The 20,177-nt window shown below is 66.9% G+C and carries 23 protein-coding genes; 17 read left to right on the top strand and 6 right to left on the bottom strand.

Going from position 1 to position 20,177, the window contains the following annotated elements; all coding sequences use genetic code 11:
- Nucleotides 1-92: 92 nt before the first annotated feature.
- On the bottom strand, nucleotides 93-800 hold the full coding sequence (locus tag C489_RS16945) for a glycosyltransferase (protein WP_006432560.1): 708 nt from the start codon (nucleotides 798-800) through the stop codon (nucleotides 93-95).
- Nucleotides 801-1,025: 225 nt separating this feature from the next.
- Between C489_RS16945 and C489_RS16940 the strand changes: the two genes are divergently transcribed.
- From C489_RS16940 to C489_RS16895, 10 genes are all read left to right on the top strand, one after another.
- A complete protein-coding gene (locus C489_RS16940) occupies nucleotides 1,026-2,006 on the top strand; it encodes a beta-ribofuranosylaminobenzene 5'-phosphate synthase family protein (protein WP_006432559.1) in 981 nt (326 codons plus the stop codon).
- 59 nt (nucleotides 2,007-2,065) lie between these two features.
- Nucleotides 2,066-2,395, top strand: coding sequence for a transcription factor S (locus C489_RS16935; protein ID WP_006432558.1), 330 nt, complete (start codon nucleotides 2,066-2,068; stop codon nucleotides 2,393-2,395).
- Nucleotides 2,396-2,600: 205 nt separating this feature from the next.
- Nucleotides 2,601-3,332 (top strand): GNAT family N-acetyltransferase, encoded by a 732-nt coding sequence (locus C489_RS16930; RefSeq protein WP_006432557.1) that lies wholly within the window; start codon nucleotides 2,601-2,603, stop codon nucleotides 3,330-3,332.
- A gap of 102 nt (nucleotides 3,333-3,434) precedes the next feature.
- Nucleotides 3,435-4,781 carry a DNA polymerase Y family protein gene (locus C489_RS16925; protein ID WP_006432556.1) on the top strand — a complete coding sequence of 449 codons (1,347 nt, stop codon included), beginning with the start codon at nucleotides 3,435-3,437 and terminating at the stop codon, nucleotides 4,779-4,781.
- A 135-nt stretch (nucleotides 4,782-4,916) separates the two neighbouring features.
- Nucleotides 4,917-6,248 carry a DnaJ domain-containing protein gene (locus C489_RS16920; protein WP_006432555.1) on the top strand — a complete coding sequence of 444 codons (1,332 nt, stop codon included), beginning with the start codon at nucleotides 4,917-4,919 and terminating at the stop codon, nucleotides 6,246-6,248.
- Between the two features lie 115 nt (nucleotides 6,249-6,363).
- The gene (locus C489_RS16915; protein ID WP_006432554.1) at nucleotides 6,364-6,888 is read left to right on the top strand and encodes a helix-turn-helix domain-containing protein; all 525 of its coding nucleotides are present in this window, start codon (nucleotides 6,364-6,366) and stop codon (nucleotides 6,886-6,888) included.
- 73 nt (nucleotides 6,889-6,961) lie between these two features.
- Entirely contained in the window at nucleotides 6,962-7,858 is an 897-nt protein-coding gene (locus C489_RS16910; RefSeq protein WP_006432553.1) for an alanyl-tRNA editing protein, read from the top strand.
- Nucleotides 7,859-8,018: 160 nt separating this feature from the next.
- Nucleotides 8,019-9,257 carry a mandelate racemase/muconate lactonizing enzyme family protein gene (locus C489_RS16905; protein ID WP_006432552.1) on the top strand — a complete coding sequence of 413 codons (1,239 nt, stop codon included), beginning with the start codon at nucleotides 8,019-8,021 and terminating at the stop codon, nucleotides 9,255-9,257.
- A gap of 358 nt (nucleotides 9,258-9,615) precedes the next feature.
- On the top strand, nucleotides 9,616-10,269 hold the full coding sequence (locus tag C489_RS16900; RefSeq protein ID WP_006432551.1) for a bifunctional 4-hydroxy-2-oxoglutarate aldolase/2-dehydro-3-deoxy-phosphogluconate aldolase: 654 nt from the start codon (nucleotides 9,616-9,618) through the stop codon (nucleotides 10,267-10,269).
- Between the two features lie 93 nt (nucleotides 10,270-10,362).
- The gene (locus tag C489_RS16895) at nucleotides 10,363-11,544 is read left to right on the top strand and encodes a S1C family serine protease (protein WP_083902827.1); all 1,182 of its coding nucleotides are present in this window, start codon (nucleotides 10,363-10,365) and stop codon (nucleotides 11,542-11,544) included.
- Between the two features lie 51 nt (nucleotides 11,545-11,595).
- Here C489_RS16895 and C489_RS16890 read toward each other — a convergent pair whose 3' ends face one another.
- Nucleotides 11,596-11,808: a hypothetical protein gene (locus tag C489_RS16890; protein ID WP_049890990.1), complete on the bottom strand. Its 213-nt coding sequence runs from the start codon at nucleotides 11,806-11,808 to the stop codon at nucleotides 11,596-11,598.
- Nucleotides 11,809-11,945: 137 nt separating this feature from the next.
- Between C489_RS16890 and C489_RS16885 the strand changes: the two genes are divergently transcribed.
- Both C489_RS16885 and C489_RS16880 read left to right on the top strand, forming a co-directional pair.
- Nucleotides 11,946-12,119 carry a protein translocase SEC61 complex subunit gamma gene (locus C489_RS16885; RefSeq protein ID WP_006432548.1) on the top strand — a complete coding sequence of 58 codons (174 nt, stop codon included), beginning with the start codon at nucleotides 11,946-11,948 and terminating at the stop codon, nucleotides 12,117-12,119.
- Nucleotides 12,119-12,556: a transcription elongation factor Spt5 gene (locus C489_RS16880; protein WP_006432547.1), complete on the top strand. Its 438-nt coding sequence runs from the start codon at nucleotides 12,119-12,121 to the stop codon at nucleotides 12,554-12,556. The genes C489_RS16885 and C489_RS16880 overlap by 1 nt, the downstream gene beginning before the upstream one ends.
- Nucleotides 12,557-12,689: 133 nt before the next feature.
- Here C489_RS16880 and C489_RS16875 read toward each other — a convergent pair whose 3' ends face one another.
- Nucleotides 12,690-12,977, bottom strand: coding sequence for a DUF7565 family protein (locus C489_RS16875; RefSeq protein WP_006432546.1), 288 nt, complete (start codon nucleotides 12,975-12,977; stop codon nucleotides 12,690-12,692).
- A gap of 110 nt (nucleotides 12,978-13,087) precedes the next feature.
- Between C489_RS16875 and C489_RS16870 the strand changes: the two genes are divergently transcribed.
- Together C489_RS16870 and C489_RS16865 are read left to right on the top strand one after the other, a co-directional pair.
- Nucleotides 13,088-13,516 (top strand): hypothetical protein, encoded by a 429-nt coding sequence (locus C489_RS16870; RefSeq protein WP_006432545.1) that lies wholly within the window; start codon nucleotides 13,088-13,090, stop codon nucleotides 13,514-13,516.
- A 37-nt stretch (nucleotides 13,517-13,553) separates the two neighbouring features.
- The gene (locus C489_RS16865) at nucleotides 13,554-14,306 is read left to right on the top strand and encodes a PHP domain-containing protein (protein ID WP_006432544.1); all 753 of its coding nucleotides are present in this window, start codon (nucleotides 13,554-13,556) and stop codon (nucleotides 14,304-14,306) included.
- A gap of 49 nt (nucleotides 14,307-14,355) precedes the next feature.
- Here the strand turns inward: C489_RS16865 and C489_RS16860 are convergent, their stop codons facing one another.
- Genes C489_RS16860 through C489_RS16850 form a run of 3 tightly spaced genes read right to left on the bottom strand, consistent with a single transcriptional unit; the run spans nucleotide 14,356 to nucleotide 17,069 of the window.
- Nucleotides 14,356-14,799, bottom strand: coding sequence for a Mut7-C RNAse domain-containing protein (locus C489_RS16860; protein WP_006432543.1), 444 nt, complete (start codon nucleotides 14,797-14,799; stop codon nucleotides 14,356-14,358).
- A 36-nt stretch (nucleotides 14,800-14,835) separates the two neighbouring features.
- Nucleotides 14,836-16,632, bottom strand: a complete 1,797-nt coding sequence (gene polX / locus C489_RS16855; protein ID WP_006432542.1) for a DNA polymerase/3'-5' exonuclease PolX — start codon at nucleotides 16,630-16,632, stop codon at nucleotides 14,836-14,838.
- Entirely contained in the window at nucleotides 16,629-17,069 is a 441-nt protein-coding gene (locus tag C489_RS16850; protein WP_006432541.1) for a DUF5788 family protein, read from the bottom strand. The genes polX and C489_RS16850 overlap by 4 nt, the downstream gene beginning before the upstream one ends.
- Before the next feature lie 155 nt (nucleotides 17,070-17,224).
- Here C489_RS16850 and C489_RS16845 point away from each other — a divergent pair, with 155 nt between their 5' ends.
- From C489_RS16845 to C489_RS16835, 3 genes are all read left to right on the top strand, one after another.
- Complete coding sequence (locus C489_RS16845) at nucleotides 17,225-18,163, top strand: rhomboid family intramembrane serine protease (protein WP_049890974.1); 939 nt, start codon at nucleotides 17,225-17,227, stop codon at nucleotides 18,161-18,163.
- Nucleotides 18,164-18,241: 78 nt separating this feature from the next.
- Complete coding sequence (locus C489_RS16840) at nucleotides 18,242-19,033, top strand: endonuclease V (protein ID WP_006432539.1); 792 nt, start codon at nucleotides 18,242-18,244, stop codon at nucleotides 19,031-19,033.
- Between the two features lie 181 nt (nucleotides 19,034-19,214).
- Nucleotides 19,215-20,150, top strand: a complete 936-nt coding sequence (locus tag C489_RS16835; protein WP_006432538.1) for an SDR family oxidoreductase — start codon at nucleotides 19,215-19,217, stop codon at nucleotides 20,148-20,150.
- The last annotated feature ends 27 nt before the right edge of the window (nucleotides 20,151-20,177 follow it).

Here is a 20,177-nt window from a genome sequence, read left to right as displayed (position 1 = left end):
GGTATAAGTCACCCTTTCTCGGCCAATCGTTCGTGGCAGTTTCGTCCAGGCGAACAAGTTCGGGCGATGGCCGGGGATTGTCGTTCGCGGCGTCAGAAGTAGTCTCGAGTCGGCGACGAGCCGGGCAGCGCGTACTCGAGGTAGCCGACGAGATAGGTCCAGAAGAGCCGCGCGTAGCCGACTCGGCCCTGCCGGCGGGCCGACGTTTCGACGGGACAGGTGTGATCGTAGACGACCGGCCCCTCGCGCGCGAGCCGCAGAGAGAGGTCGGTGTCCTCGAGAAACCGTAAGTCGTCGTCGAACCCGCCGATCGTCTCGAACGCCGTCCGGCGAACGCTGCAGTTACAGCCCGCCTGCTGGACGAACCCGACCGGCCAGCAGGCCCGATACCACCAGTCCGAGAGGACCCGAAAGAGCGCGCGGTGACGGAGCCCGCCCTCGAGCGGCCGGAGCGGTCCGCCGACGCCGACGACCTCGGGAGCGGCGTAGTGGCGGTAGTGGCGGCGCACCCACCGGGGCGGAACGACCGTGTCGGCGTCGGTGAACAACACCACCTCGCCGCCGGCGACCGCCGCGCCCAGATTTCTGGCCGGCCCAGGACCCGCCCGGCGGTCATCGACCAGTACTCGGTCGACCGCCGGATGCGCTCGAGCGACGCGCTCCGTCGTCGCCCCGCTCGCGACGACGATCACCTCGAGCCGCCCGTTGAAGAGCTGGGCCGCGAGCGAGTCCAGCGTTCGCTCGAGACGGGAGCCCTCCTCGCGGGCGGGAACGACGACCGAGGCGTCGGCTGCCGACATCGTCGAGGACTGTCGGGACGAGCGATATAACCGCTGTGTCTGTCGACCGCGGCGCGCGGTCACACTGTGGTGACGCTCGCATACGGTCTCCGGTACGTCATTGCCGGCCCAACCCCAGTGCGGTCGGGGGTGGGCCGGTGAACCGTTACAGCAACCCGTATCAGTCGTTGCCACCGTCGAAATCCCCTTCCCGAGGGGATGCATAGCCCGGCACGATCACGATCCATGATGACCGCGACCGTCAGCGCGGGCGCGCGGCTCCACGTCGGCTTCCAGAACCTCTCGCTCGCTCGCGAGCGGCTCTACGGCGGCATCGGCGTCGGGCTCGCGGAACCGCGAGCGACCGTTACGGCTGAGCCCGCCGCCACCGTCGAGGCTGCCGATCCGCTGATTCGGACATACGCACGCCGCGCCGTCGACATCCTCGAGGTTCCCGGCGTCGCGGTCGAACTCGAGGAGTCCCTGCCGCGCCACGTCGGGCTCGGCAGCGGGACCCAGCTCGCCCTCGCCGTGCTCACGGCGACGGCGCGGGCCCACGGCCTCGAGCCGCGAGTTCGGGAGCGCGCGCCAGCGATGGGCAGGGGCGGTCGTAGCGGCGTCGGCGTCGCGACCTTCGAGGGCGGCGGCTTCGTCGTCGACGCCGGCCATCCGACGAACCGGTTCACCACCGAGCCGCCGGCGGAGGGCGACTGGACGGTGCCGCCGGTCGTCGCCCGCCACGACTTGCCACCGGAGTGGCGGTTCCTCGTCGTCGTCGTTCCCGACGCCGAACCCGGCCGCAACGGCGACGACGAGGACGCGAGCATGCGCTCGGTCGTCGAACGCGCCGACCCTGCCGTCGCCGACGAACTCGCCGGCGTCGTCACCCGGAAACTGCTGCCGGCCGCCGCCGCGGGCCGCCTCGAGCCCTTCGGCGAGGCGATCGCCGAGATCGGCCGCAAGAACGGGGCGTGGTACGCCGACGCGCAGGGCGGGGTCTTCCGGCCGCCTGCGGGCGAACTCGTCGAAGCGCTCGAGGGCTGTCCGGTCCTCTCCGGTGTCGGCCAGTCGTCGTGGGGCCCGGTCGTCTACGGCGTGACCGATACCGCCCACGCCGCCGAGGCTGAGGCCGCGGCCGACGCCGCGCTCGCGGACCGCGGCCTCGGCGGGCGGGTTATCCTCGCGGAGCCCGCCGAGGCCGGGGCTCGAGTCCGAACGACGGACTGACGCGGCTCAAGTCGACCGAAGTGGTGTGTTTTTGCGTCCCGAGCCCGTAGCGGACCGATATGCAATTCTGCGACGACTGCGGCTCGATGATGAAAGCCGAGGGCGACCGCATGGTCTGTACGAACGACGATTGCGGGGCCTCGAGCGAGCGAGACCGCGAGCAGGAAGACGCCTTCGTCACGACGGAGTCACAGACCGATGACGACGTGATCGAGTCCAGCGAGGAGGCCAACTTCGAGGGCAAACCGAAGGCCACAGACATCATCTGCGACGAGTGCGGTGCCGAGGAGGCGTGGTACACGCTCAAGCAGACCGCCTCGGCCGACGAGCCGCCGACGCGATTTTTCAAGTGTACCGACTGTGGGAACCGCTGGCGGGAGTACAACTGAGCCCGCGACTCGGTTCCGGTTCGTACCAGCCACTGGCCGTCTTCTTTGTGGGATGTCGGCGCGAGCCGGAGAGCGAACGAGTACCGCTCGAGTTCCTGATTCGTCGCGGAGTAGCCGAAGCCGGTGCCAATCGTGACTTCTCAGCTATATTTGTCTGGTGCTATCAATGACCAAGGACTAAGCGGCCGGCCCACGTATCGGGGGTATGGACGCGATTGAACGGCCGACGTTTGCGTCCGACGCCAGCAGACGCATCTACGAATACGTCGAACGACACGGCACCGTCGAGCGCCACAAGGTATTGGACATCCTCTCCCTGCCCGCCGAGGAGTTCCGAACCTGCCTCGAGGGGCTGAAATCGGACGGCTACCTCGAAGAGGACGGCGGGACCCTTCGGATCGCACTCGAGTTCGGGGCGGTCGAGAAACACGAGTTAGACGAGTTTACCGTCACCGTTCGCCCCGCTCGACAGGCGGATTTCGACGGCCTCGTCGACACCATCCGCGACGTCACGGCTGAGGAGACCTACGTCGTCGCCGAGACGATCGCCGAACAACTGCTGTACGAAGACGCCGTCACCAGACACAACGCGGTCCAATCTCGGACGTTCTTCGTCGCGACCGTCGACGGCGAGGTCGTCGGCTGGACCCACCTCGAGTGCGAACAGACCGATCCGGTCCGGGAAGTCGCCCAGCAGACCGTCGGCGTTCGCGAGGCCTATCGTGGGTTCGGAATCGGGAGTACGCTCTTACAGCGCGGCCTCGAGTGGGCCGAAGCGAACGGCTACCGGAAACTCTACAACAGCGTGCCGGTCGTCAACGACACCGCACTCGAATTCCTGACCGTACATGGCTGGGATACCGAGGCGATCCGGCGGGACCACTACACGATCGACGGCGAGTACGTCGACGAAGTGATGATGGCACGCGAACTGTAGCACCGTTGCTGGACGGCGGCGGTTCGCCTATCGGACCGCCGACCGTGACCACACCGCGGGCGCAACGTTCACGTCGGTCCGGCCGAATCGACCGGTAGACGAATGTCCGACGGGCCGCGGCTGCCGGGCGTCGAGCGCGAGGCCGACGAGGACCGGATCGTCTGCCACGTCGACGCCGACTGCTTCTATGCCTCCTGCGAGCGGCTGCGCGAGCCCGAACTCCGCGAGGAGCCCCTCGTCGTCGGCATGGGCTACGAGGAAGGGGAGACGATCGGTGCCGTCGCCACCGCCAGCTACGAGGCCCGCGAGTTCGGCGTCGAGAGCGCCCAGGCCATCTCGACAGCCCTCGAGCGACTCCCCAGACGCGCGGCGTTCGAAGACGGGACGCTCGACGATCCGGATCTCGAGCGCGAGGACACCGGTTACTACCGGCCCGTCGACATGGACTACTACGAGTCCGTCGCGGCCGACGTCCGGGAGATACTCCACGACTGCGCCGGCGTCGTCCGCGAGGTGAGCATCGATGAGGCCTACCTCGACGTGACCGAGCGGACCGCGTGGGAGGTCGCGGACGGCTTCGCCCGCCATATCAGGGACCGCATCCGGCGGGAAGTCGGCGTCACCGTCAGCGTCGGCGTCGCCCCCACGATGAGCGCGGCCAAGATCGCCAGCGACTTCGACAAACCCGACGGGCTCACCGTCGTCGAGCCCGGCAACGTCCGGGAGTTCCTCGCGCCGCTCGAGGTCGACCTGCTCCACGGCGTCGGCCCCGTAACGGCCCGCGAGCTTCGAGAGATGGGCCTCGAGACGGCGGGCGACGTGGCCGCGGCCGACCCGGAGCCGCTGGTCGAGCGGTTCGGCGAGCGCGGCCGTGAACTGTACGACCGCGCACGCGGCGAGGACGACCGCCGGATCGAGCCGAAGGGCGATCCCAAGAGCTTCTCGCGGGAATCCGCCTTTGCCGAACCCGTCGAAGAACCCGACCCGAAGTACGACCTGATCGAGACGCTCGCGGACGCCGTTGCGGACCGCGCCCGCCGCGAGGGCGCGCTGTACCGGACCATCGGCGTCAAAGCCGTCACGCCGCCGTACGACGTGAACACGCGCGAGCGGTCCCTGCCCGGCCCGATCGACGACCGCGACCTCGTCGACCGCATCGCTCGCGACCTGTTCGCCGAGTTCGAGCGCGAACCCGTCCGCAAGCTCGGCGTTCGGGTCGCCAACCTCGAGTTCGCGACGGCGGACCAGACCAGCCTCGCGGGGTGGGAGTCCGCGGTCGAGTCCGACCCAGAACCCGATTCCGAATCTGAACCCGAGACTGGGAGCGAGCGGGAGTCCGGGGCCGAACCCGGGCTCGAGTCAGACCCCGACCCCGATCCGGACTCGGAGCCGGACCCGGCCAGCGGCGACCGCTTGGTCGGGCAAACCTCCCTCGCGGACTTTTCGTAAGTCACGTCCGCGGACCGCGACCGGCCGAACCAGCCACCCTCCTCGAGCCAACAGTATACCGAACTGGAAAGAACACCGAAATTATAACCCCACCCCGATAATCATCGTCACAGACCACATCGGCCTCATGCTCATATGACAGAAGACTTCTACGACCTTCTCGAGATCCCGCCCGACGCCTCCCAAGACGAGATCAAGGACGCCTATCGCGACCAGGTCCGCGTCTACCACCCCGATCTGAACGACGACGACCGCGCACAGGCCCAGTTCACTGCGGTCAAAACGGCCTACGACATCCTCGGCGATCCGGTCGAACGGCAGGCCTACGATCGACTCGGCCACGAGGATTACGTCGCGAAGCGTACCAGCGGCCTCCCCTCCCCAGATGTCTGGAAGAGCGACGACGAAGCCGAGGACGACTCGAGCGGCACGGAACTGAGCTATTCGGAATCGGAAACGGCGTCCGCCGAAGCGTCGACTGCGTCGTCGTCGTCGGCCGGCTCCGCGGCGTCCAGTTCGGCGAGCGCCGGTCGGTCGTCGTCGACCGCCGACTCGAGCGGGACGACATCGACGGCCGGAACGACGTCGGCCTCGGCCGGCACCACAAGCGGTGCCTCGAGTACGGCCAGTACTGGTACCGGGACCGGAACTGGATCCGGAACGGGGTCTGCCGGCAGTAACGGGTCGGGAACCAGGAGCCGAACCGGTGGAACGAGCGGTGGGTCCGCTCGCGGAACCGCCCGATCCGGCCGGACCGCGACCGGTTCCGGGTCCGAAACCGCCGATACTGCCGGCAACCCACTCACCCGCTGGTGGCGGCGACAGAACTTCTCCTTGCCGCTGATCTGGCTTTCCGTCCTCGTCTACGCCGCCGGGATCGGCCACTTCGGTCTCGAGAATCAGGACGCGCTCTCCTCGCTGTGGGCCGAAATCCAGTCAATCGGTGCCAACCCGTCCGGGCTCTCGACGCTGCTCTTGGAGAGCCGCCACGGGCTCGAGACGACGCTGGCGTTCGTTCAGGGCGTCGAATTCGTCGCGCCGCCGCTCGAGACGACGCTGTGGTACGGCGCGCTGGCTGGCGTCGTCGCGCTCGCGCTGGTCGGCCTGCTCGTCGTTCGTGCGGTCACCAGAGCGAACACGTGGGGGCGGCTGACGATCAACGAGACGATCGTCGTCGCGCTCGCGGTGGGGGCGACGACGACGCTGGTCGGCGGCCCCCTGCTCGCTGGCGCGGTGCTCATGCCGCTGCTGTTCGGCGTGATCGTCCGCTGGACAAGACGCGGGCCCGGCTGGAAGCCGTCGTACGGCTACGTCCTCCCGGTCCTCGCGCCGCTGGTTGGGTTCGGCATCGCCGCGGCCGGCGTCGCCTCGCTCCCGACCGATCTCGCCGCGTTCGTGATCCTCCCGCTTGCGGGCGCGCTGGGACTGCCGCTGCGGGCGACCATCAGAAAGCATTTCGATCGCTGATTTTCGGCCGGTCGGCTCGAGGCGAGGGCTCGAGTGGCCGACCGTGCCGTGGTGTGACGGCTCGAGACGCCCGCACTACCGAACAGTTGAAATGCGACAGATGCCAAAGCCTCGCATGGCCAAATACTCGACCGGTTCGTCCGGTGGTGGTGGCGGGACGAACTGTGAACTCTGCGGTGCCGAGAGCGACTCGCTCACGCTCGCATCGGTCGCCGGAGCCGAACTCGAGGTCTGTCCGGACTGTGCGCCCCACGACGATTCCGAGACGCACGGACGGGACAAAAACCGGAATCGGAGCGATCAGGACGCCGGCTCGGACGACGAGACCAGTCGCAAGCGGAAGGCGGCCCAGAACGTCGCGAAGGCGAACCCGGTCTGGGACGGCGACTCCGAACACTGGGAGAGCGAGGGGACGAACTACGACGACGACCCGCTGCCGTATCTCGTCTCGGACTACGGCGACGCGCTCGTCGAGGCCCGGCAAGACGCCGGCCTCCAGCGTGAGGAACTCGCCGAGGAACTCGGCGCACCGGCCAAAGACATCCTCGCGGTCGAACAGGGACGCGCGACCCAAGCCGGCGTCGGCGGCGGGTTGATCGAGGCCCTCGAGGAGCGCCTCGACGTGACTCTCGCGGAGTAAGCGAGGCGATATTCTCGGTTTCACGACTATCTCGGCGAGCAGACTTTTAAGCGCAGACGACAGACTGTGACCGATGACCGGGCAACGGGCGGCAGCGGAGCCGTACGCCACGCGGTTCGAGACCGAGGTGACGTCGATCGACGGCCGACGGGTCTGGCTCGAGCGCAGTCACTTCTACGGTGCCGGCGGCGGCCAGCCGGCCGACCGCGGCACGATCGGCGATATCGCGGTCGCGGACGTGCAGTTCGTCGACGGCGAACAGGTCCACGTGTTAGCCGAGGAACCGTCGTTCAAACCGGGCCACCGCGTCCTCTGTTCGGTCGACTGGTCGTTTCGGATGTACTGCATGCGGGCTCACACCGCCAGTCACGTCCTCGTCGGGGCCGCCCGGCGACTGCTCGAGGGGGCGGCTTACGCCGGCCTCGAAATCGGCCCGGAGACGGTCCGCGTCGACCTCGAGACGGGGACGGCCCTCGACGACGAGACGCTGATCGAACTGGACGAGGCCGTCAACCGCGTCGTCTGGGAGTCGCGGCCGGTGTCGTGGGACGATGTGCCGATTTCGGAAGCCCGCGAGCGCGAGGCGGTCGCGTTCGACGCCGAGAGAGCAGCCGACGCGGGTGCAGTCCGGAAGGGGCGAGTCCGCCTCGTCACGATCGAAGACGAGAACGACAACCGGAGCGGAAACCGTCTCTCCGGGACGGCCGGTCCGACGAACCCGTGGGACATCTCGGCGTGTGGCGGCACCCACGTCCGGAACACCCGCGAGGTCGGGCCCGTCACGGTGCTCGGCGGCTCGAGTCCCGACGCGGGCGTGACCCGAATCGAATTCGCCGTCGGCCCGCAGGCGATCGAGCGCCGAACCGCGGAGAAGCGGGCGGCCTTCGCCGCGACGTCGGCGCTGGATGCCGATCTCGAGGAGGTCGGCGACAAACTCGAGCGCGTGAGATCCGCCAGCGGTCGGCAGTGACCGCGGCTGACGACGAGAAACGACACCCCCGAGCTGGTGACAATACCTTTTGCAAGCAGTGGAGCCATAGGTACGCGTTTCCAGCCCTCGATCGAAGACGGTGTCGAGACCGCTACCGGCAGGTAGAAACTATTACTAACTTACGAGTGAATTAGCACCCATGGGAATCGATTACTCGCAGTTGCACGATCCGAACGCCGAGTACACGATGCGGGACCTCTCGGCAGAAACGATGGGTGTCACGGGCGAGCGCGGCGGTGGCCGAGACGTCGAGATCACCGACATCCAGACGACGATGATCGACGGGAACTTCCCGTGGACGCTGGTCCGGATCTACACCGACGCCGGCATCGTCGGCACCGGCGAGGCCTACTGGGGCGCGGGCGTCCCGGAACTGATCCAGCGGATGACGCCCTTCCTCGTGGGCGAGAACCCGCTCGACATCGACCGACTGACCGAACACCTCGTCCAGAAGATGTCCGGCGAGGGCTCGATCGGCGGCGTCACCGTCACCGCGATCTCGGGCATCGAGGTCGCCCTGCACGATCTCGCCGGGAAGATCCTCGAGGTACCAGCCTATCAGCTGCTGGGCGGCAAGTACCGCGACGAGGTCCGCGTCTACTGTGACTGTCACACCGAGGACGAGGCCGACCCCGACGCCTGCGCCGACGAGGCCGAACGCGTCGTCGAGGAGCTCGGCTACGACGCCCTGAAGTTCGATCTCGACGTGCCCAGCGGGCACGAGAAAGACCGCGCGAACCGCCACCTCCGCGAGCCCGAAATCGAGCACAAGGCCGAAATCGTCGAGAAGGTCACCGAGCGCGTCGGCGACCGCGCCGACGTCGCCTTCGACTGCCACTGGACCTTCTCCGGCGGCAGCGCGAAACGGCTCGCAAAGCGACTCGAGGAGTACGATATCTGGTGGCTCGAGGACCCCGTCCCGCCGGAGAACCACGATGTCCAGCGGGAGGTCACGCAGAACACGTCGACGCCGATCACGGTCGGCGAGAACGTCTACCGCAAGCACGGCCAGCGCCGCCTGATCGAGGAGCAGGCGCTGGACATCGTCGCGCCGGACATGCCCAAGGTCGGCGGCATGCGCGAAACCCGGAAGATCGCCGATCTCGCGGACATGTACTACGTCCCGGTCGCGATGCACAACGTCGCCTCGCCCGTGGCGACGATGGCCGGGTCCCACGTCGGTGCGGCCATTTCGAACTCGCTTGCCGTCGAGTACCACTCCTACGAACTCGACTGGTGGGAGGACCTCGTCGAGGAAGAGGTCATCGAGGACGGCTACATCGAGATCCCCGAGGAGCCGGGGCTGGGCGTCACGCTCGATATGGACGTCGTCGAGGAACACATGGTCGAGGGCGAGGAACTCTTTGACGAGGCGTAAGCCGACGTCAAGCCAGCAAATCTCTGATTTGCGTTGTTCGACGCGGCATAAGCCGCGTCGAGCTCGGAAGGCGAGCATCGCGAGTCTTCCGTTGTTCGACGAAGCGTAAGAGCTTCGTCGGGCTCGCCGAGCTCTGCTCGGCGGTGTTTGACGAGGCGTAAGCCGATAGCCCCGGCCGACTTCGCGCGGATCCGATCGCCGTTCGAGGAGTGAACGGCACCGACCCTGGCCGCTTTTTCGACCGTGAGTAAATTTATTGAAGGCGCGGCACGGACTTCGCCGTGATGGAACGTTACGGTACACGGAGCGAACGGCTCGAGAACGAGCGTCGAACGGCGGTCGCGGGAGGGCGAGCGGAATGACCGAGAAAGCGGCGGTTCGGGAGCGAATCACCGAGGGCGGCGTCGTCGCGGTCCTCCGTGGTATCGACGAGGACCGAATCGTCCCGGTCGCTCGCGCGATTTACGACGCCGGGGTCGACGCGCTCGAGATCACGGCGGATGGAACGCGCGCGGCCGAGCAGATCGCGGCTGTCGACCGCGAACTCGCGGACACCGACGCGGTGGTCGGGGCGGGGACCGTCCTCGACGCGCCGACCGCACAGGCCGCGATCGACGCGGGCGCATCGTTCGTCGTTTCGCCGCATACGAACGCGGACGTGGTGCGGACCTGCAACCGTCACGGCGTCCTCGTCGCGCCCGGCGTCATGACGCCGACGGAGGCCGTGACGGCGATGGAAGCCGGCGCGGACCTCCTCAAGATGTTCCCCGCGTCGACGGTCGGCCCGGGCCACATTGGCGCGCTCGCGGGGCCGCTGGGCGATGTCGACATCATCCCGACGGGCGGTGTCTCCCGGGACAACGTCGCCGACTTCTTCGACGCCGGTGCGGTGGCGGTCGGTGCCGGCGGTGCCATCGTGGACGATTCGGCCGTCGCCGACGGCGACATGGATCGAGTCCGAGAGACGGCGGCGTCGTTCGTCGAGGCCGTCGAGGCAGCCCGAAGCGAGTAGTCGAACGGGACGCGCTGGGCGACCGCGTTGTGAGCGGTCCCGAACCGATCGGCTGTTGCTGGGCTCCGTTTTATATCGCTCGTCGGGGTGGCAATGGGCGTGACTTCAGACCCAGACCACTGCACGCGCAGACGGCTACTGCGTTCGACAGGCGTACTCGGTGCAGCCGGGGCGGCCACGGCGTTCGGGCTCGGCGGCTCCGGGGCCGGTGTGGCCCAAAACGAGTCCGCGGACTCGAACGCCTCGGACGGGGCGGACCAGCCAGCGGAGGCCGAAGCGGGCAGCGAGTACACGGCGGTGTATCGCGACACGATCGACTCCGTCGTTCTCGTTACCGTCACCGGGACGGGCGGGCCCGGTACCGGCGGGGGCGGGCTCGGAACCGGGTTCGTCATCGACGACGAACACGTCCTGACCAACAATCACGTCGTCGAGACCGCAAGCGAGGGCGGCATCGAACTCCAGTTCAGTACCGAAGAGTGGCGAGCCGCCTCGATCGTCGGGACTGACGTCTACAGCGACCTCGCCGTTCTCCGCGTCGAGGACATGCCCGACGTCGCGGCCGGTCTGTCGCTCGCCGAGTCCGATCCGGTCATCGGACAGGAAGTGCTCGCGATCGGCAACCCGTTCGGGTTCGACGCGTCGGTCTCCCAGGGAATCGTCAGCGGGACCGGCCGCTCGCTTCCCAGCCCCACCGGCTTCTCGATCCCGGCCGCGATCCAGACCGATGCGCCGATCAACCCCGGGAACAGCGGCGGGCCGCTCGTGAGCCTCGAGCGAGAGGTACTCGGCGTCGTCTTCGCCGGTGCGGGCCAGACCATCGGCTTCGCCATCTCCGCGGCGCTGGCAAACCGCGTCGTGCCCGCGCTCATCGAGGACGGCTCCTACGACCACGCCTACTTGGGCGTCGGCGTCCAGCCCGTCGGTCCGGAAATCGCCGCCGAAATCGGCCTCGAGGAGGCGACCGGCGTGCTCGTCATGGAGGTCGTCCCTGGTGGCCCCGCCGACGGGGTCCTCCAGCCGGCCAGTACGGCTCGGCCGGGCAGCGGTGACGTGATCGTCGCCATTAACGGCCAGGAAATCCCGAATCAGTCGGCGCTCTCGTCGTATCTCGCGCTCGAGACGTCGCCCGGCGATACGATCGAACTCGAGATCATCCGCGACGGCGAGCGCCAGACCGTCGAGGTAACCCTCGCGGAGCGGCCGGCCGCCGAGCAATCGCGGACCCCGATCGGCGGCGGCCCGCGCGAGCAGCCGCCGACCACGGGCCCCTAATCGACATCGGCTCCCCGCTCGAGCGGGTCGACTCGCCGCGGATCGGTGGCTTCAGTCCGCTTCCTCGTCCGCGTCGGACTCCGCAGCTTCTTCGGCTTCCTCGAGATCGTCCGCGTCCTCGCGGGGCGCGTTCTGCGTGCCGAGGTTGCCGTCGCCCTCGTCGACTTCGTCCGGATCGCGGTCGATCCGCTCGAGTTCGTCTTCGATCTCGGCCTCGCGTTCCGCCTCGTACTCGTTTGCTCTGTCGGAGTCGTCTTCGGCCATGAACCGACGTTCGTCGCCGAGCCGTTTGGACGCGGGGCCGTCGAGTGCAACGTCCGTCGACAGCGCCGGCGAGTGTCCGGGAACGTTCACGGGACACGAAAGACAGATAAAAGACCCTACGCTGTGAATAGACAGATATGGACGTTCCGTACGATCTCACCTCGTACATTCGGGTGTTGAAAATGGCGACGACACCCACGACTAACGAGTTCTTCCAGGTGTCGAAAATCGCCGGTGCAGGGATCCTCCTGGTCGGTCTCGTCGGATTCCTCATCGGTGCGATCATGCTGTTACTGCCGGGTGGCGTCTAATGGGGATCTTTGCTGTCAAAACGACGGCGAGTCAAGAACGCACCGTCGCGGACATGATTATCAACCGCGAGGAGTCGGAGATCCACGCCGCGCTCGCCCCAGACTCGCTGACCTCCTACGTGATGGTCGAAGCCGAAGGCAACGCGGTTCTCAACCGCGTCCTCGAGGACATCCCCCACGCGCGCAGTATCGTCCCCGGCGAGTCGGACATCTCGGAAGTCGAGCACTTCCTCTCGCCGAAGCCGGACGTCGAGGGGATTGCCGAGGGCGACATCGTCGAACTCATCGCCGGCCCGTTCAAGGGCGAGAAGGCGCAGGTCCAGCGGATCGACGAGGGCAAGGATCAGGTCACCGTCGAACTGTACGAGGCGACGGTTCCGATTCCCGTGACGGTTCGGGGCGACCAGATTCGCGTACTCGATTCCGACGAGCGATAGCGAGTCGGTTCACTCGGTGCGAACCCTATGTGAGCACCGAGATCGTTTTCTACGACATTATGGGACGAATGGTAGCCGAGCACGTCGAGAATAGCGGTCGTAGCCCCAACACGGCCAACTCCGAGCCCGCTCGTTACCGCTGTAGTTCCGTGGCGATCGCTTGCATGTCCGCTTCCGATTCGATCTCCTCGAGGAGCTCTTCGCGCTCCCGGACTTCCTCGGAGCTAGCGCCGTAGGCGCGGACGTATTCGGCGCGGCTGTGGTCGGTAAAGGCGTGTCGGATCGCGAGATAGCCGTCGGGGACGACGGTGCCACAGACCTTACACTCGCGGCGCTGGTGTTCCGTCGCCTGATGGACGACGGCCGACTCGACGTCCTCGAAAACTGCGCCACAGCCGTCGATCCCGCATTCCCAGGCCATTCGATACTGCCACTCGAACGGCCGCCCTAATGATCCTTTCGCAGCGATTCCTCTCGACCGGAAGAGGTGTGCCCGACAACCCTTCCACTCTGCGGTACATCTCCTCGGTCATGCCGGCGACTAACAGGTCGACACTGGCCGCGTTCGACGCCGACCGCGTGCGCCATGTCGTCCAGGAAACGGTGTCCGGGCCGTTGTATGCCTTCTGTGAGTACGATACGGAATCGTTTCGGCCGCTCTATATCGACGACCGGACGATCTCGATGTACGACGGCCGCGAGGCGATGCTCGAGCACTTCGATCGAATCCACACCAACGTCCACATGGATTTCATGCAGAGCGAACTCTTCCGGAACACGCTGTTTCCCGAGGCCGAGCGGGTCGAGTACATCACCACGTCGATGGACTTTTTGAAGATCCTCCGGGTCTACGTCGGCGACGACGGACTGTTCATCTCGGTCGACCCGGACGAGCCAGTCGTCCCTATCGTCGACGCGATCAAGGAGGCCCTCGAGTGGCCGCCGAATCAGAATTCATAACTCGGCTGTCCCGGAAGTAGTGGTCGTGACCGATGGAGTGACGTTCCGAATCGACTGTCACGTGAAGGTGCTCTCCGATCGCGTCGTCGAGCGTGCCAAGCAGGCCGGCCTCGATGCGATCGTCTACGCCCCTCACTTTACCCGCCTTCCCGAGATCCGCGAGCGGGCGGCCGCGTACTCGAGCGAGGACCTTCTGGTGATCCCCGCCCGCGAAGTGTTTACCGGGACGTGGCGGAATCGGAGACACGTCCTCGCGCTGGGCCTCGAAGAGCCCGTGCCGGACTTCATCCCGTTCGAGTCGGCGATGGCCGAGTTCGACCGCCAGGATGCCACGGTGCTCGTCCCCCACCCGGACTTTGCGAACGTGAGCCTCGACGAGGACGACCTCCGAACGTACGCGGAGACGATCGACGCGATCGAGATCTTCAATCCGCGTCACTTCCCGCCGGACAATCGCCGGGCGCGGGAACTCGCCGACGACCTGTCGATGCCGCCGTTTACCTCCTCGTACGCCCATCTTCCCCGATCCGTCGGCGTGGCCCATACCGCCTTCGACGCGCCCATCGAGAGCGAAGCCGATCTCCTGACCGCGCTCGAGGACGGCATCGCTCGCCGCGTCGTCTACGACAACGGCTTCGATCGGTGGGCGACGACGGCGGCGGAACTCGGCCACCTCGTCTACGAGAACACGTGGAAGAAGGTCGACCGGCTGTTCCTCTCGGGGACGGAGCCGACACATCCACAGCACATCGCCTACGACGGCCGGTTCGACGACGTCGCCGTCTATTAGAAATCCCTGTCATCCGCGCTCTCCCGTTCGATAGCGGCGACTTCGCGTCTCAGATTTCCGAAAGCGTCGCGACAACTCGATCCCAGTGACTGCCGCGCCAGAAATACTGCCCGCAGTCGCGACAGACCCACGTCTCGACCCCCGAGGGGTCCGGAGCGTACGCCGGCGTAGAAGTCGCCGGATCGACATCCACAAGCGGGCCGTTACAGCGGCCACAGAACGCGGGTTCGGCCGCCGGCGAGAGATCGAGTCCAGCGGCGTCTACCTCCGCGAGTTGGGCGTCGACCTCGCGGGATTCGAGCAGGATCGCCTCGTCGGCATGAGCCGCGAGTTCGACGTCTCGAGTGACGACTGTTCGCCCCTCGTCCCGGGCGACGGCGAGCAGGTCGTCGTCGGCCTCGAGCCCGCGGTCGCCGGCGTAGGCGGTGTCGTAGTTACACATTCGCAGGTAGGAGGTGAGCCCGCCGCACATGACATCGAGGAGGAGTCGCATCGGTTTGGTGCGTTCTCAGGGGAAGGTCCGAATCGATCAGTGGAGGAACTCGCGGAGATCCGCGAGCCCCCACGTGTTAATCACGTCGTCGGGCTCGGCCCATCCGCGGCGTGCCGTGTGGACGCCCCAGCGCATGTACTCGAGCGTCGCGGGCCGGTGGGAGTCGGTGTTGATCGAAATCGGCGCGCCCTTCTCGAGTGCGGCCTGGACGGCGCTGCCCCACAGATCGAGTCGGCGGGGGTTGCTGTTGACCTCGAGTGCGGTGTCGTGTTCGGCGGCGGCTTCCCCGAGCGCGGTCGCGTCGAACTCGAGGCCGGAGCGCTCGTTGAGCAGGCGGCCGCTGGGATGGCCCAGTACGTCGATCGCCGGGTTCTCGAGGGCGTGGACGAGCCGCTCGGTGGCGGTTTCGGCGTCCTGGTCGAGCGCGCTGTGGGTCGAGGCGACGATCACGTCCAGCGTCTCGATCACTTCCTCGGAGAGGTCGATCTCGCCGTCGGCGTCGACGTTCGCTTCGATGCCGGCGAAGACCTCGATCTCGGCCTCCTCGCCGACCGCGCGGACCTCCTCGGCGTACTCGAGGATCTCGGCGTCGGAGAGCCCCATACCGCCGACGATTCCGGGGCCTTCGGCGTGGTCGGCGATCCCGAAGTAGTCGTAGCCCCGCTCGGCGGCGGCCTCGACCATCGCGGCAACGTCGGTGTTGCCGTCGGACCACTCGGTGTGGGTATGCAGGTCGCCGCGGATATCGTCGCGAACGAGCAGCGCCGGCAACTCGCCGCGTTCCGCGGCGGCGATCTCGCCGCGATCCGTTCTGAGTTCCGGCGGGATCCACGGCAGGCCGAGCGCTTCGTACATCCCGTCCTCGGTCTCGCCGGCGACGCGCTCGCCGACGCGCTGCCCGCTCTCCGGGTCCTCGATGTCGTCGTCGGACTCCGTCCGACTGCTCGAGGCGCGTAGCGCCTCGCTGCTCACGTCGAAGGCCCCGTACTCGTTCAACTTCATCTCGCGGTCGATCGCGTAGTTTCGCAGGGCTACGTTGTGATCCTTGCTTCCCGTGAAGTACTGCAGGGCAGCGCCGAACTCTTCGGGAACGACGACCCGCAGATCGACGCGGCTCTCGCCGACGCGGACGCTCGCTTTTTCGGGACCTGATTCGATCTCGTCATCGACCGAATCCCAGCCGACAAACGCCTCGACGACATCCTCGCCGGCGTCGGTCGCCGCGAGCACGTCCACATCGCCGATCGTCTCGCGCCACCGCCGGATCGAGCCCGCCACCTCGCAGCGCTCGACCGCGTCGATCGACTCGAGGAAGGCGAGCACGTCGTCGGCGAGCGGTCGCGCCTCGCCCAGCAACTGGCGCTGGCCGACGGTCCGGGCGAACTCGAGGTTCTCGAGGATGTTCTGTTCGGTCTTCGGACCGAAGCCCTTGACCTCCTGTACCTCGCCGGCCTCGGCGGCCGCCTCGAGGTCGTCTAGCGTCTGTACGCCGAGTTCGCGGTAGAGCTTGCCCGCGGTCTTGGGGCCGACGCCCTCGATGCGGGTGATGTCGGCGATATCGATCGGCAGCTCAGAGCGGAGGTCCTCGAGTTCCTCGATCGTGCCGGTCTCGACGTACTCGATGACCTTCGAGGAAATGGCGTCGCCGACCCCATCGATGTTCTCGACGGCCTCGCGGTCGCCGGCCTCGATTCGGTCGGCGATCGGCGCGGGATGTGCACGGATGTTCTCGGCTGCACGGCGGTACGCGCGGGGTTTGTACTCGACGCCGTCGGCCTCGAGCAGGTCGGCGAACTCCTCGAAGCGGGCGGCGAGTTCGGCGTTGGTCGTCATCGTCCTCCCCGTGAACTGGCGTCGTCGTCCTGTCCCAGCGCCTTCTTGAGAAACGACATCCAGCGCTTGCGGTCCTGGGCTTTCTGGACCTGCTGCTCGCGCTCTAAGTCCGTCGGCCCTAGACTCTCGAGGGCGTTTAACGCCCGATCGATGCCGATGATGCTCTGGGCGAGGTCGTCGCCCACCTCGCGGCTGATATCGCCCTCCTCGATCCGCTCGAGTCGCTCGAGCCGCTCGCGTCGCAGGTTCCGCTTCGCCTGTTCGACGCGGTCGCGTTCGCCGGCCGGGACCGTCTCGCGGCGCTTGATCTCGAAGACGAACGTCCGGAGGTCGATCTCCTCCCCCTGGATCGTGATCGTCTCCGGAATGTCCGCGCCGACGGTCGCGCCCTCGCGCTCGACGCGCTCGAGCAGTTGCTTGCGCTCGTACTCTTGCACGTCCGGAGATGGGGGACGGGGAGGCAAAAATGTACAGTCTACACGGCACTGTCGCCAACGCCAGGGCCCAGAGCCGATCTTCTGGCCGTTTGCGCGCCGATCTTTATCACGTCAAACCCCAAATCCCTTAGCGGCTCCCCACATACCCCCGGTCAATGGCCAAGTGCGACGTGTGTGGGAAAGATGAAAACATGCCGTACAACTGTCGGCACTGCGGTGGCACGTACTGCGGCGATCATCGGCTCCCCGAAAATCACAGTTGCTCGGGGCTCGAGAACTGGAACGACCCGAAGGGCGTCTTCGACAGCGGCTTCGACGATAACGTCAATTCGGGCGGGAGCACGTCTCGGGCCTCGGGCCTCATGGATAAGCTCCCGATCGATACCGGGCCGGGCGGCCCGCTCGCGTACTTCCGCGGGAACGCGACCTACACGTTCCTCGCGTTGATGTGGCTCACATTCTTCTGTCAAATTGTCGTCGGGAGGGTCTTCGGACCCGAACTGATGCAGACCCTCTTCGTCCTCCGTCCCTACTATCCGCAGTACGTCTGGACGTGGGTCACGTCGATCTTCGCACACGGCGGCTTCATGCATATCGTCGGGAACAGCATCGTGATATTCTTCTTCGGACCGCTCGTCGAGCGGTACGTGGGATCGCGAAAGTTCGCGATCCTCTTTCTCGCCAGCGGCGTGCTCGCCGGGCTCGGACAGATCGGCATTCAGATCATCCAGACCCCCACGGTGATGCCGTTCACTCCGGGTGTCGTCGGTGCGAGCGGGGCCGCACTCGCGATTCTGGGCGTCCTAACGGTCCTGAACCCCGGACTCAAGGTGTACCTCTACTTCATCCTCCCGGTGCCGATCTGGCTGTTGACCGCCGGCTACGCGTTCATTAGCGTCGCCTTCCTCTCGACCGGCGGCGGCGGTGGCATCGCCCACATGGCCCACCTCGTCGGGCTCCTGATCGGCCTCGGCTACGGCGAATACGTCAAGCGAAACCGGAACGTCAGCGCGCCGAATCAACTGCAGTTCGGCGGTGGCGGCCCCGGCGGGCCGGGTGGTCCCGGTGGACCGGGCGGTCGCCGTCGGTTCTGATAGCTCGACCCCTCCGCGGGACCGTCATCCCGCTATAACCCCGCAACTGATTTTCACCCGGCGTCTATCCCCTCCCAGATGAGCCAGCCTCGCCCCGATCTCGCCCCCGACGCCGACCTCTCGCGCGAGGAGATGGAAACTCTCCAGCGCGAAATCGCCGATGTCGCCGTCTTCGACGACGCGTTCGCGTTCGACACCGACGCGCTCTCGAACCCCCTCGCGGCGACCTCGAGCGGCGGACAACCCCCGGTCGTCGTCGGCATCGACCAGTCGTTTCTCACGAACGCGGACGGCGATCAGGACCGCGCGCTTTCCGCCGTCGTCGCGATGCGCGGCGGCGAAGTCATCGAACGCGTCTTCGCGGTCACGCCCCTCGAGATCCCCTACATCCCCGGCCTCCTCTCCTTCCGCGAAGGCGCACCGATCCTCGCGGCGCTCGAGGAGTTGTCCGTCACGCCGGATCTGTTCCTGTTCGACGGCAGCGGCCGCATCCATTTCCGGCAGGCCGGCATCGCGACCCACATGGGCGTGGTCAGGGACGTACCGAGTATCGGCGTCGCCAAGAGCCTGCTCTGTGGGTCTCCGCGCGGCAATCTCGAGGACCTTTCCGAAGGGACCACGGTCGGTATCGAATCCAACGCCAGAGTCGACGCGCCCGACGGGACCCTGCTCGGCTACGCCGTCCAGACCCGACAGTACGAGTCGCCAAACCGGTATATCAACCCGCTCTACGTCAGTCCCGGCCACCGCGTCGGCCCCGAGACCGCCGCCGACATCGCGCTCGCGCTTTCGGCGTCGTACAAGCTCCCGGAGCCGGTCCGACTGGCGGACAAGTACGCCGACGACGCGAAGACGAGCCTCGACGACTAGGCCCGCTACTCAGCCACTGGCCACAGCTGCCTGACCAACCGCTCGTTGTGGGTGGGACTTTCGAGGTGTTTGCTGACCGGTATCGATCGTCCGGGTCGTTGTCATCTCAACTATGTCTTGAAATTACGGATAGCGCGACAAACCGTCGATACTTAGGTATCGTCTCTCGAACCCGTCACACATGGCCACCGCTGAGGACGTCGAGAGGACAGCCGATGACGGGCCGGACGGGACCGTCGTCGAGGACGACCGCGGCCGCGAGACCACCGGGACCGACGACGACCGCTACACGCGCAAGAAATCGGTCCTCATCACCGGCTGCTCGTCGGGCATCGGTCGTGCGACCGCACAGGCTTTCCTCGCCCAGAACTGGCAGGTCTTCGCGACGGCGCGCAACGTCGACGATATCGCATCTCTCGAGGAGGCGGGCTGTGAGACCCTCGAGTTAGACGTGACCGATCCGGAGCAGGTCGCGTCGGTTGTCGAGCGGGTCGTCGACATCGCCGGCGCGATCGACTGCGTCGTCAACAACGCCGGCTACGCCCAGATGGGGCCGCTCGAGGACGTCCCGACGGTCGATCTCCACCGACAGTTCGACGTCAACGTCTACGGCCCCCACCGGCTCGCCCGCGCCGCGCTGCCGCACATGCGAGCACAGGGCGAGGGTCGGATCGTCAACGTCTCGAGTGTCATCGGGCGGATCTCGTTCCCCGGCGCGGGTTCCTACGCCGGCTCGAAACACGCGCTCGAGGCGATGAGCGACTCCCTGCGCGCCGAGGTCGACGAGTTCGGAATCGATGTCGTCGTGATCGAACCCGGGCCGGTCGACACGAACTTCACCGACCGCGTCGACGACGAACTGCCCGACGACGAGCGGACGGCGGCATACGAGTCGCTGTACGACCTTTACGACGACGCGCAACTGATCGGCGGCGGTGGCGGTCCGTTCGCGTCCGACCCCGACGACGTCGCGGAAGCGATCGTCGAATCCGCGACCAGCCCCGATCCCCCGGCGCGGTACCCGGTCGGCCCGCTCGCCCAGTACGGACTCTACGCGCGCTACCTGCCGGATCGACTGCGCGATGCGGTCTACGGCATTCTCCGAAAACTCGTCTGAATCGCCGCTCCCCGAACGGACGGTCGC

The organism is Natrinema versiforme JCM 10478, assembly GCF_000337195.1.
Classification (GTDB): Archaea; Halobacteriota; Halobacteria; order Halobacteriales; family Natrialbaceae; genus Natrinema; species Natrinema versiforme.
The sequence above is the reverse complement of the archived record's forward strand: the minus strand, read 5'-3'. Positions and strand labels throughout refer to the sequence as shown.

Coding starts and splice junctions, on each gene's coding strand:
- C489_RS16840 (WP_006432539.1), top strand. CDS start 18,242: ATGAGCCAGCCTCGCCCCGATCTCGCCCCCGACGCCGACCTCTCGCGC.
- C489_RS16875 (WP_006432546.1), bottom strand. CDS start 12,977: ATGGCCTGGGAATGCGGGATCGACGGCTGTGGCGCAGTTTTCGAGGAC.
- C489_RS16870 (WP_006432545.1), top strand. CDS start 13,088: ATGCCGGCGACTAACAGGTCGACACTGGCCGCGTTCGACGCCGACCGC.
- C489_RS16860 (WP_006432543.1), bottom strand. CDS start 14,799: ATGCGACTCCTCCTCGATGTCATGTGCGGCGGGCTCACCTCCTACCTG.
- C489_RS16905 (WP_006432552.1), top strand. CDS start 8,019: ATGGGAATCGATTACTCGCAGTTGCACGATCCGAACGCCGAGTACACG.
- C489_RS16925 (WP_006432556.1), top strand. CDS start 3,435: ATGTCCGACGGGCCGCGGCTGCCGGGCGTCGAGCGCGAGGCCGACGAG.
- C489_RS16945 (WP_006432560.1), bottom strand. CDS start 800: ATGTCGGCAGCCGACGCCTCGGTCGTCGTTCCCGCCCGCGAGGAGGGC.
- C489_RS16885 (WP_006432548.1), top strand. CDS start 11,946: ATGGACGTTCCGTACGATCTCACCTCGTACATTCGGGTGTTGAAAATG.
- C489_RS16880 (WP_006432547.1), top strand. CDS start 12,119: ATGGGGATCTTTGCTGTCAAAACGACGGCGAGTCAAGAACGCACCGTC.
- C489_RS16900 (WP_006432551.1), top strand. CDS start 9,616: ATGACCGAGAAAGCGGCGGTTCGGGAGCGAATCACCGAGGGCGGCGTC.
- C489_RS16930 (WP_006432557.1), top strand. CDS start 2,601: ATGGACGCGATTGAACGGCCGACGTTTGCGTCCGACGCCAGCAGACGC.
- C489_RS16915 (WP_006432554.1), top strand. CDS start 6,364: ATGGCCAAATACTCGACCGGTTCGTCCGGTGGTGGTGGCGGGACGAAC.
- C489_RS16920 (WP_006432555.1), top strand. CDS start 4,917: ATGACAGAAGACTTCTACGACCTTCTCGAGATCCCGCCCGACGCCTCC.
- C489_RS16910 (WP_006432553.1), top strand. CDS start 6,962: ATGACCGGGCAACGGGCGGCAGCGGAGCCGTACGCCACGCGGTTCGAG.
- C489_RS16935 (WP_006432558.1), top strand. CDS start 2,066: ATGCAATTCTGCGACGACTGCGGCTCGATGATGAAAGCCGAGGGCGAC.
- polX (WP_006432542.1), bottom strand. CDS start 16,632: ATGACGACCAACGCCGAACTCGCCGCCCGCTTCGAGGAGTTCGCCGAC.
- C489_RS16890 (WP_049890990.1), bottom strand. CDS start 11,808: ATGGCCGAAGACGACTCCGACAGAGCAAACGAGTACGAGGCGGAACGC.
- C489_RS16845 (WP_049890974.1), top strand. CDS start 17,225: ATGGCCAAGTGCGACGTGTGTGGGAAAGATGAAAACATGCCGTACAAC.
- C489_RS16940 (WP_006432559.1), top strand. CDS start 1,026: ATGATGACCGCGACCGTCAGCGCGGGCGCGCGGCTCCACGTCGGCTTC.
- C489_RS16835 (WP_006432538.1), top strand. CDS start 19,215: ATGGCCACCGCTGAGGACGTCGAGAGGACAGCCGATGACGGGCCGGAC.
- C489_RS16895 (WP_083902827.1), top strand. CDS start 10,363: ATGGGCGTGACTTCAGACCCAGACCACTGCACGCGCAGACGGCTACTG.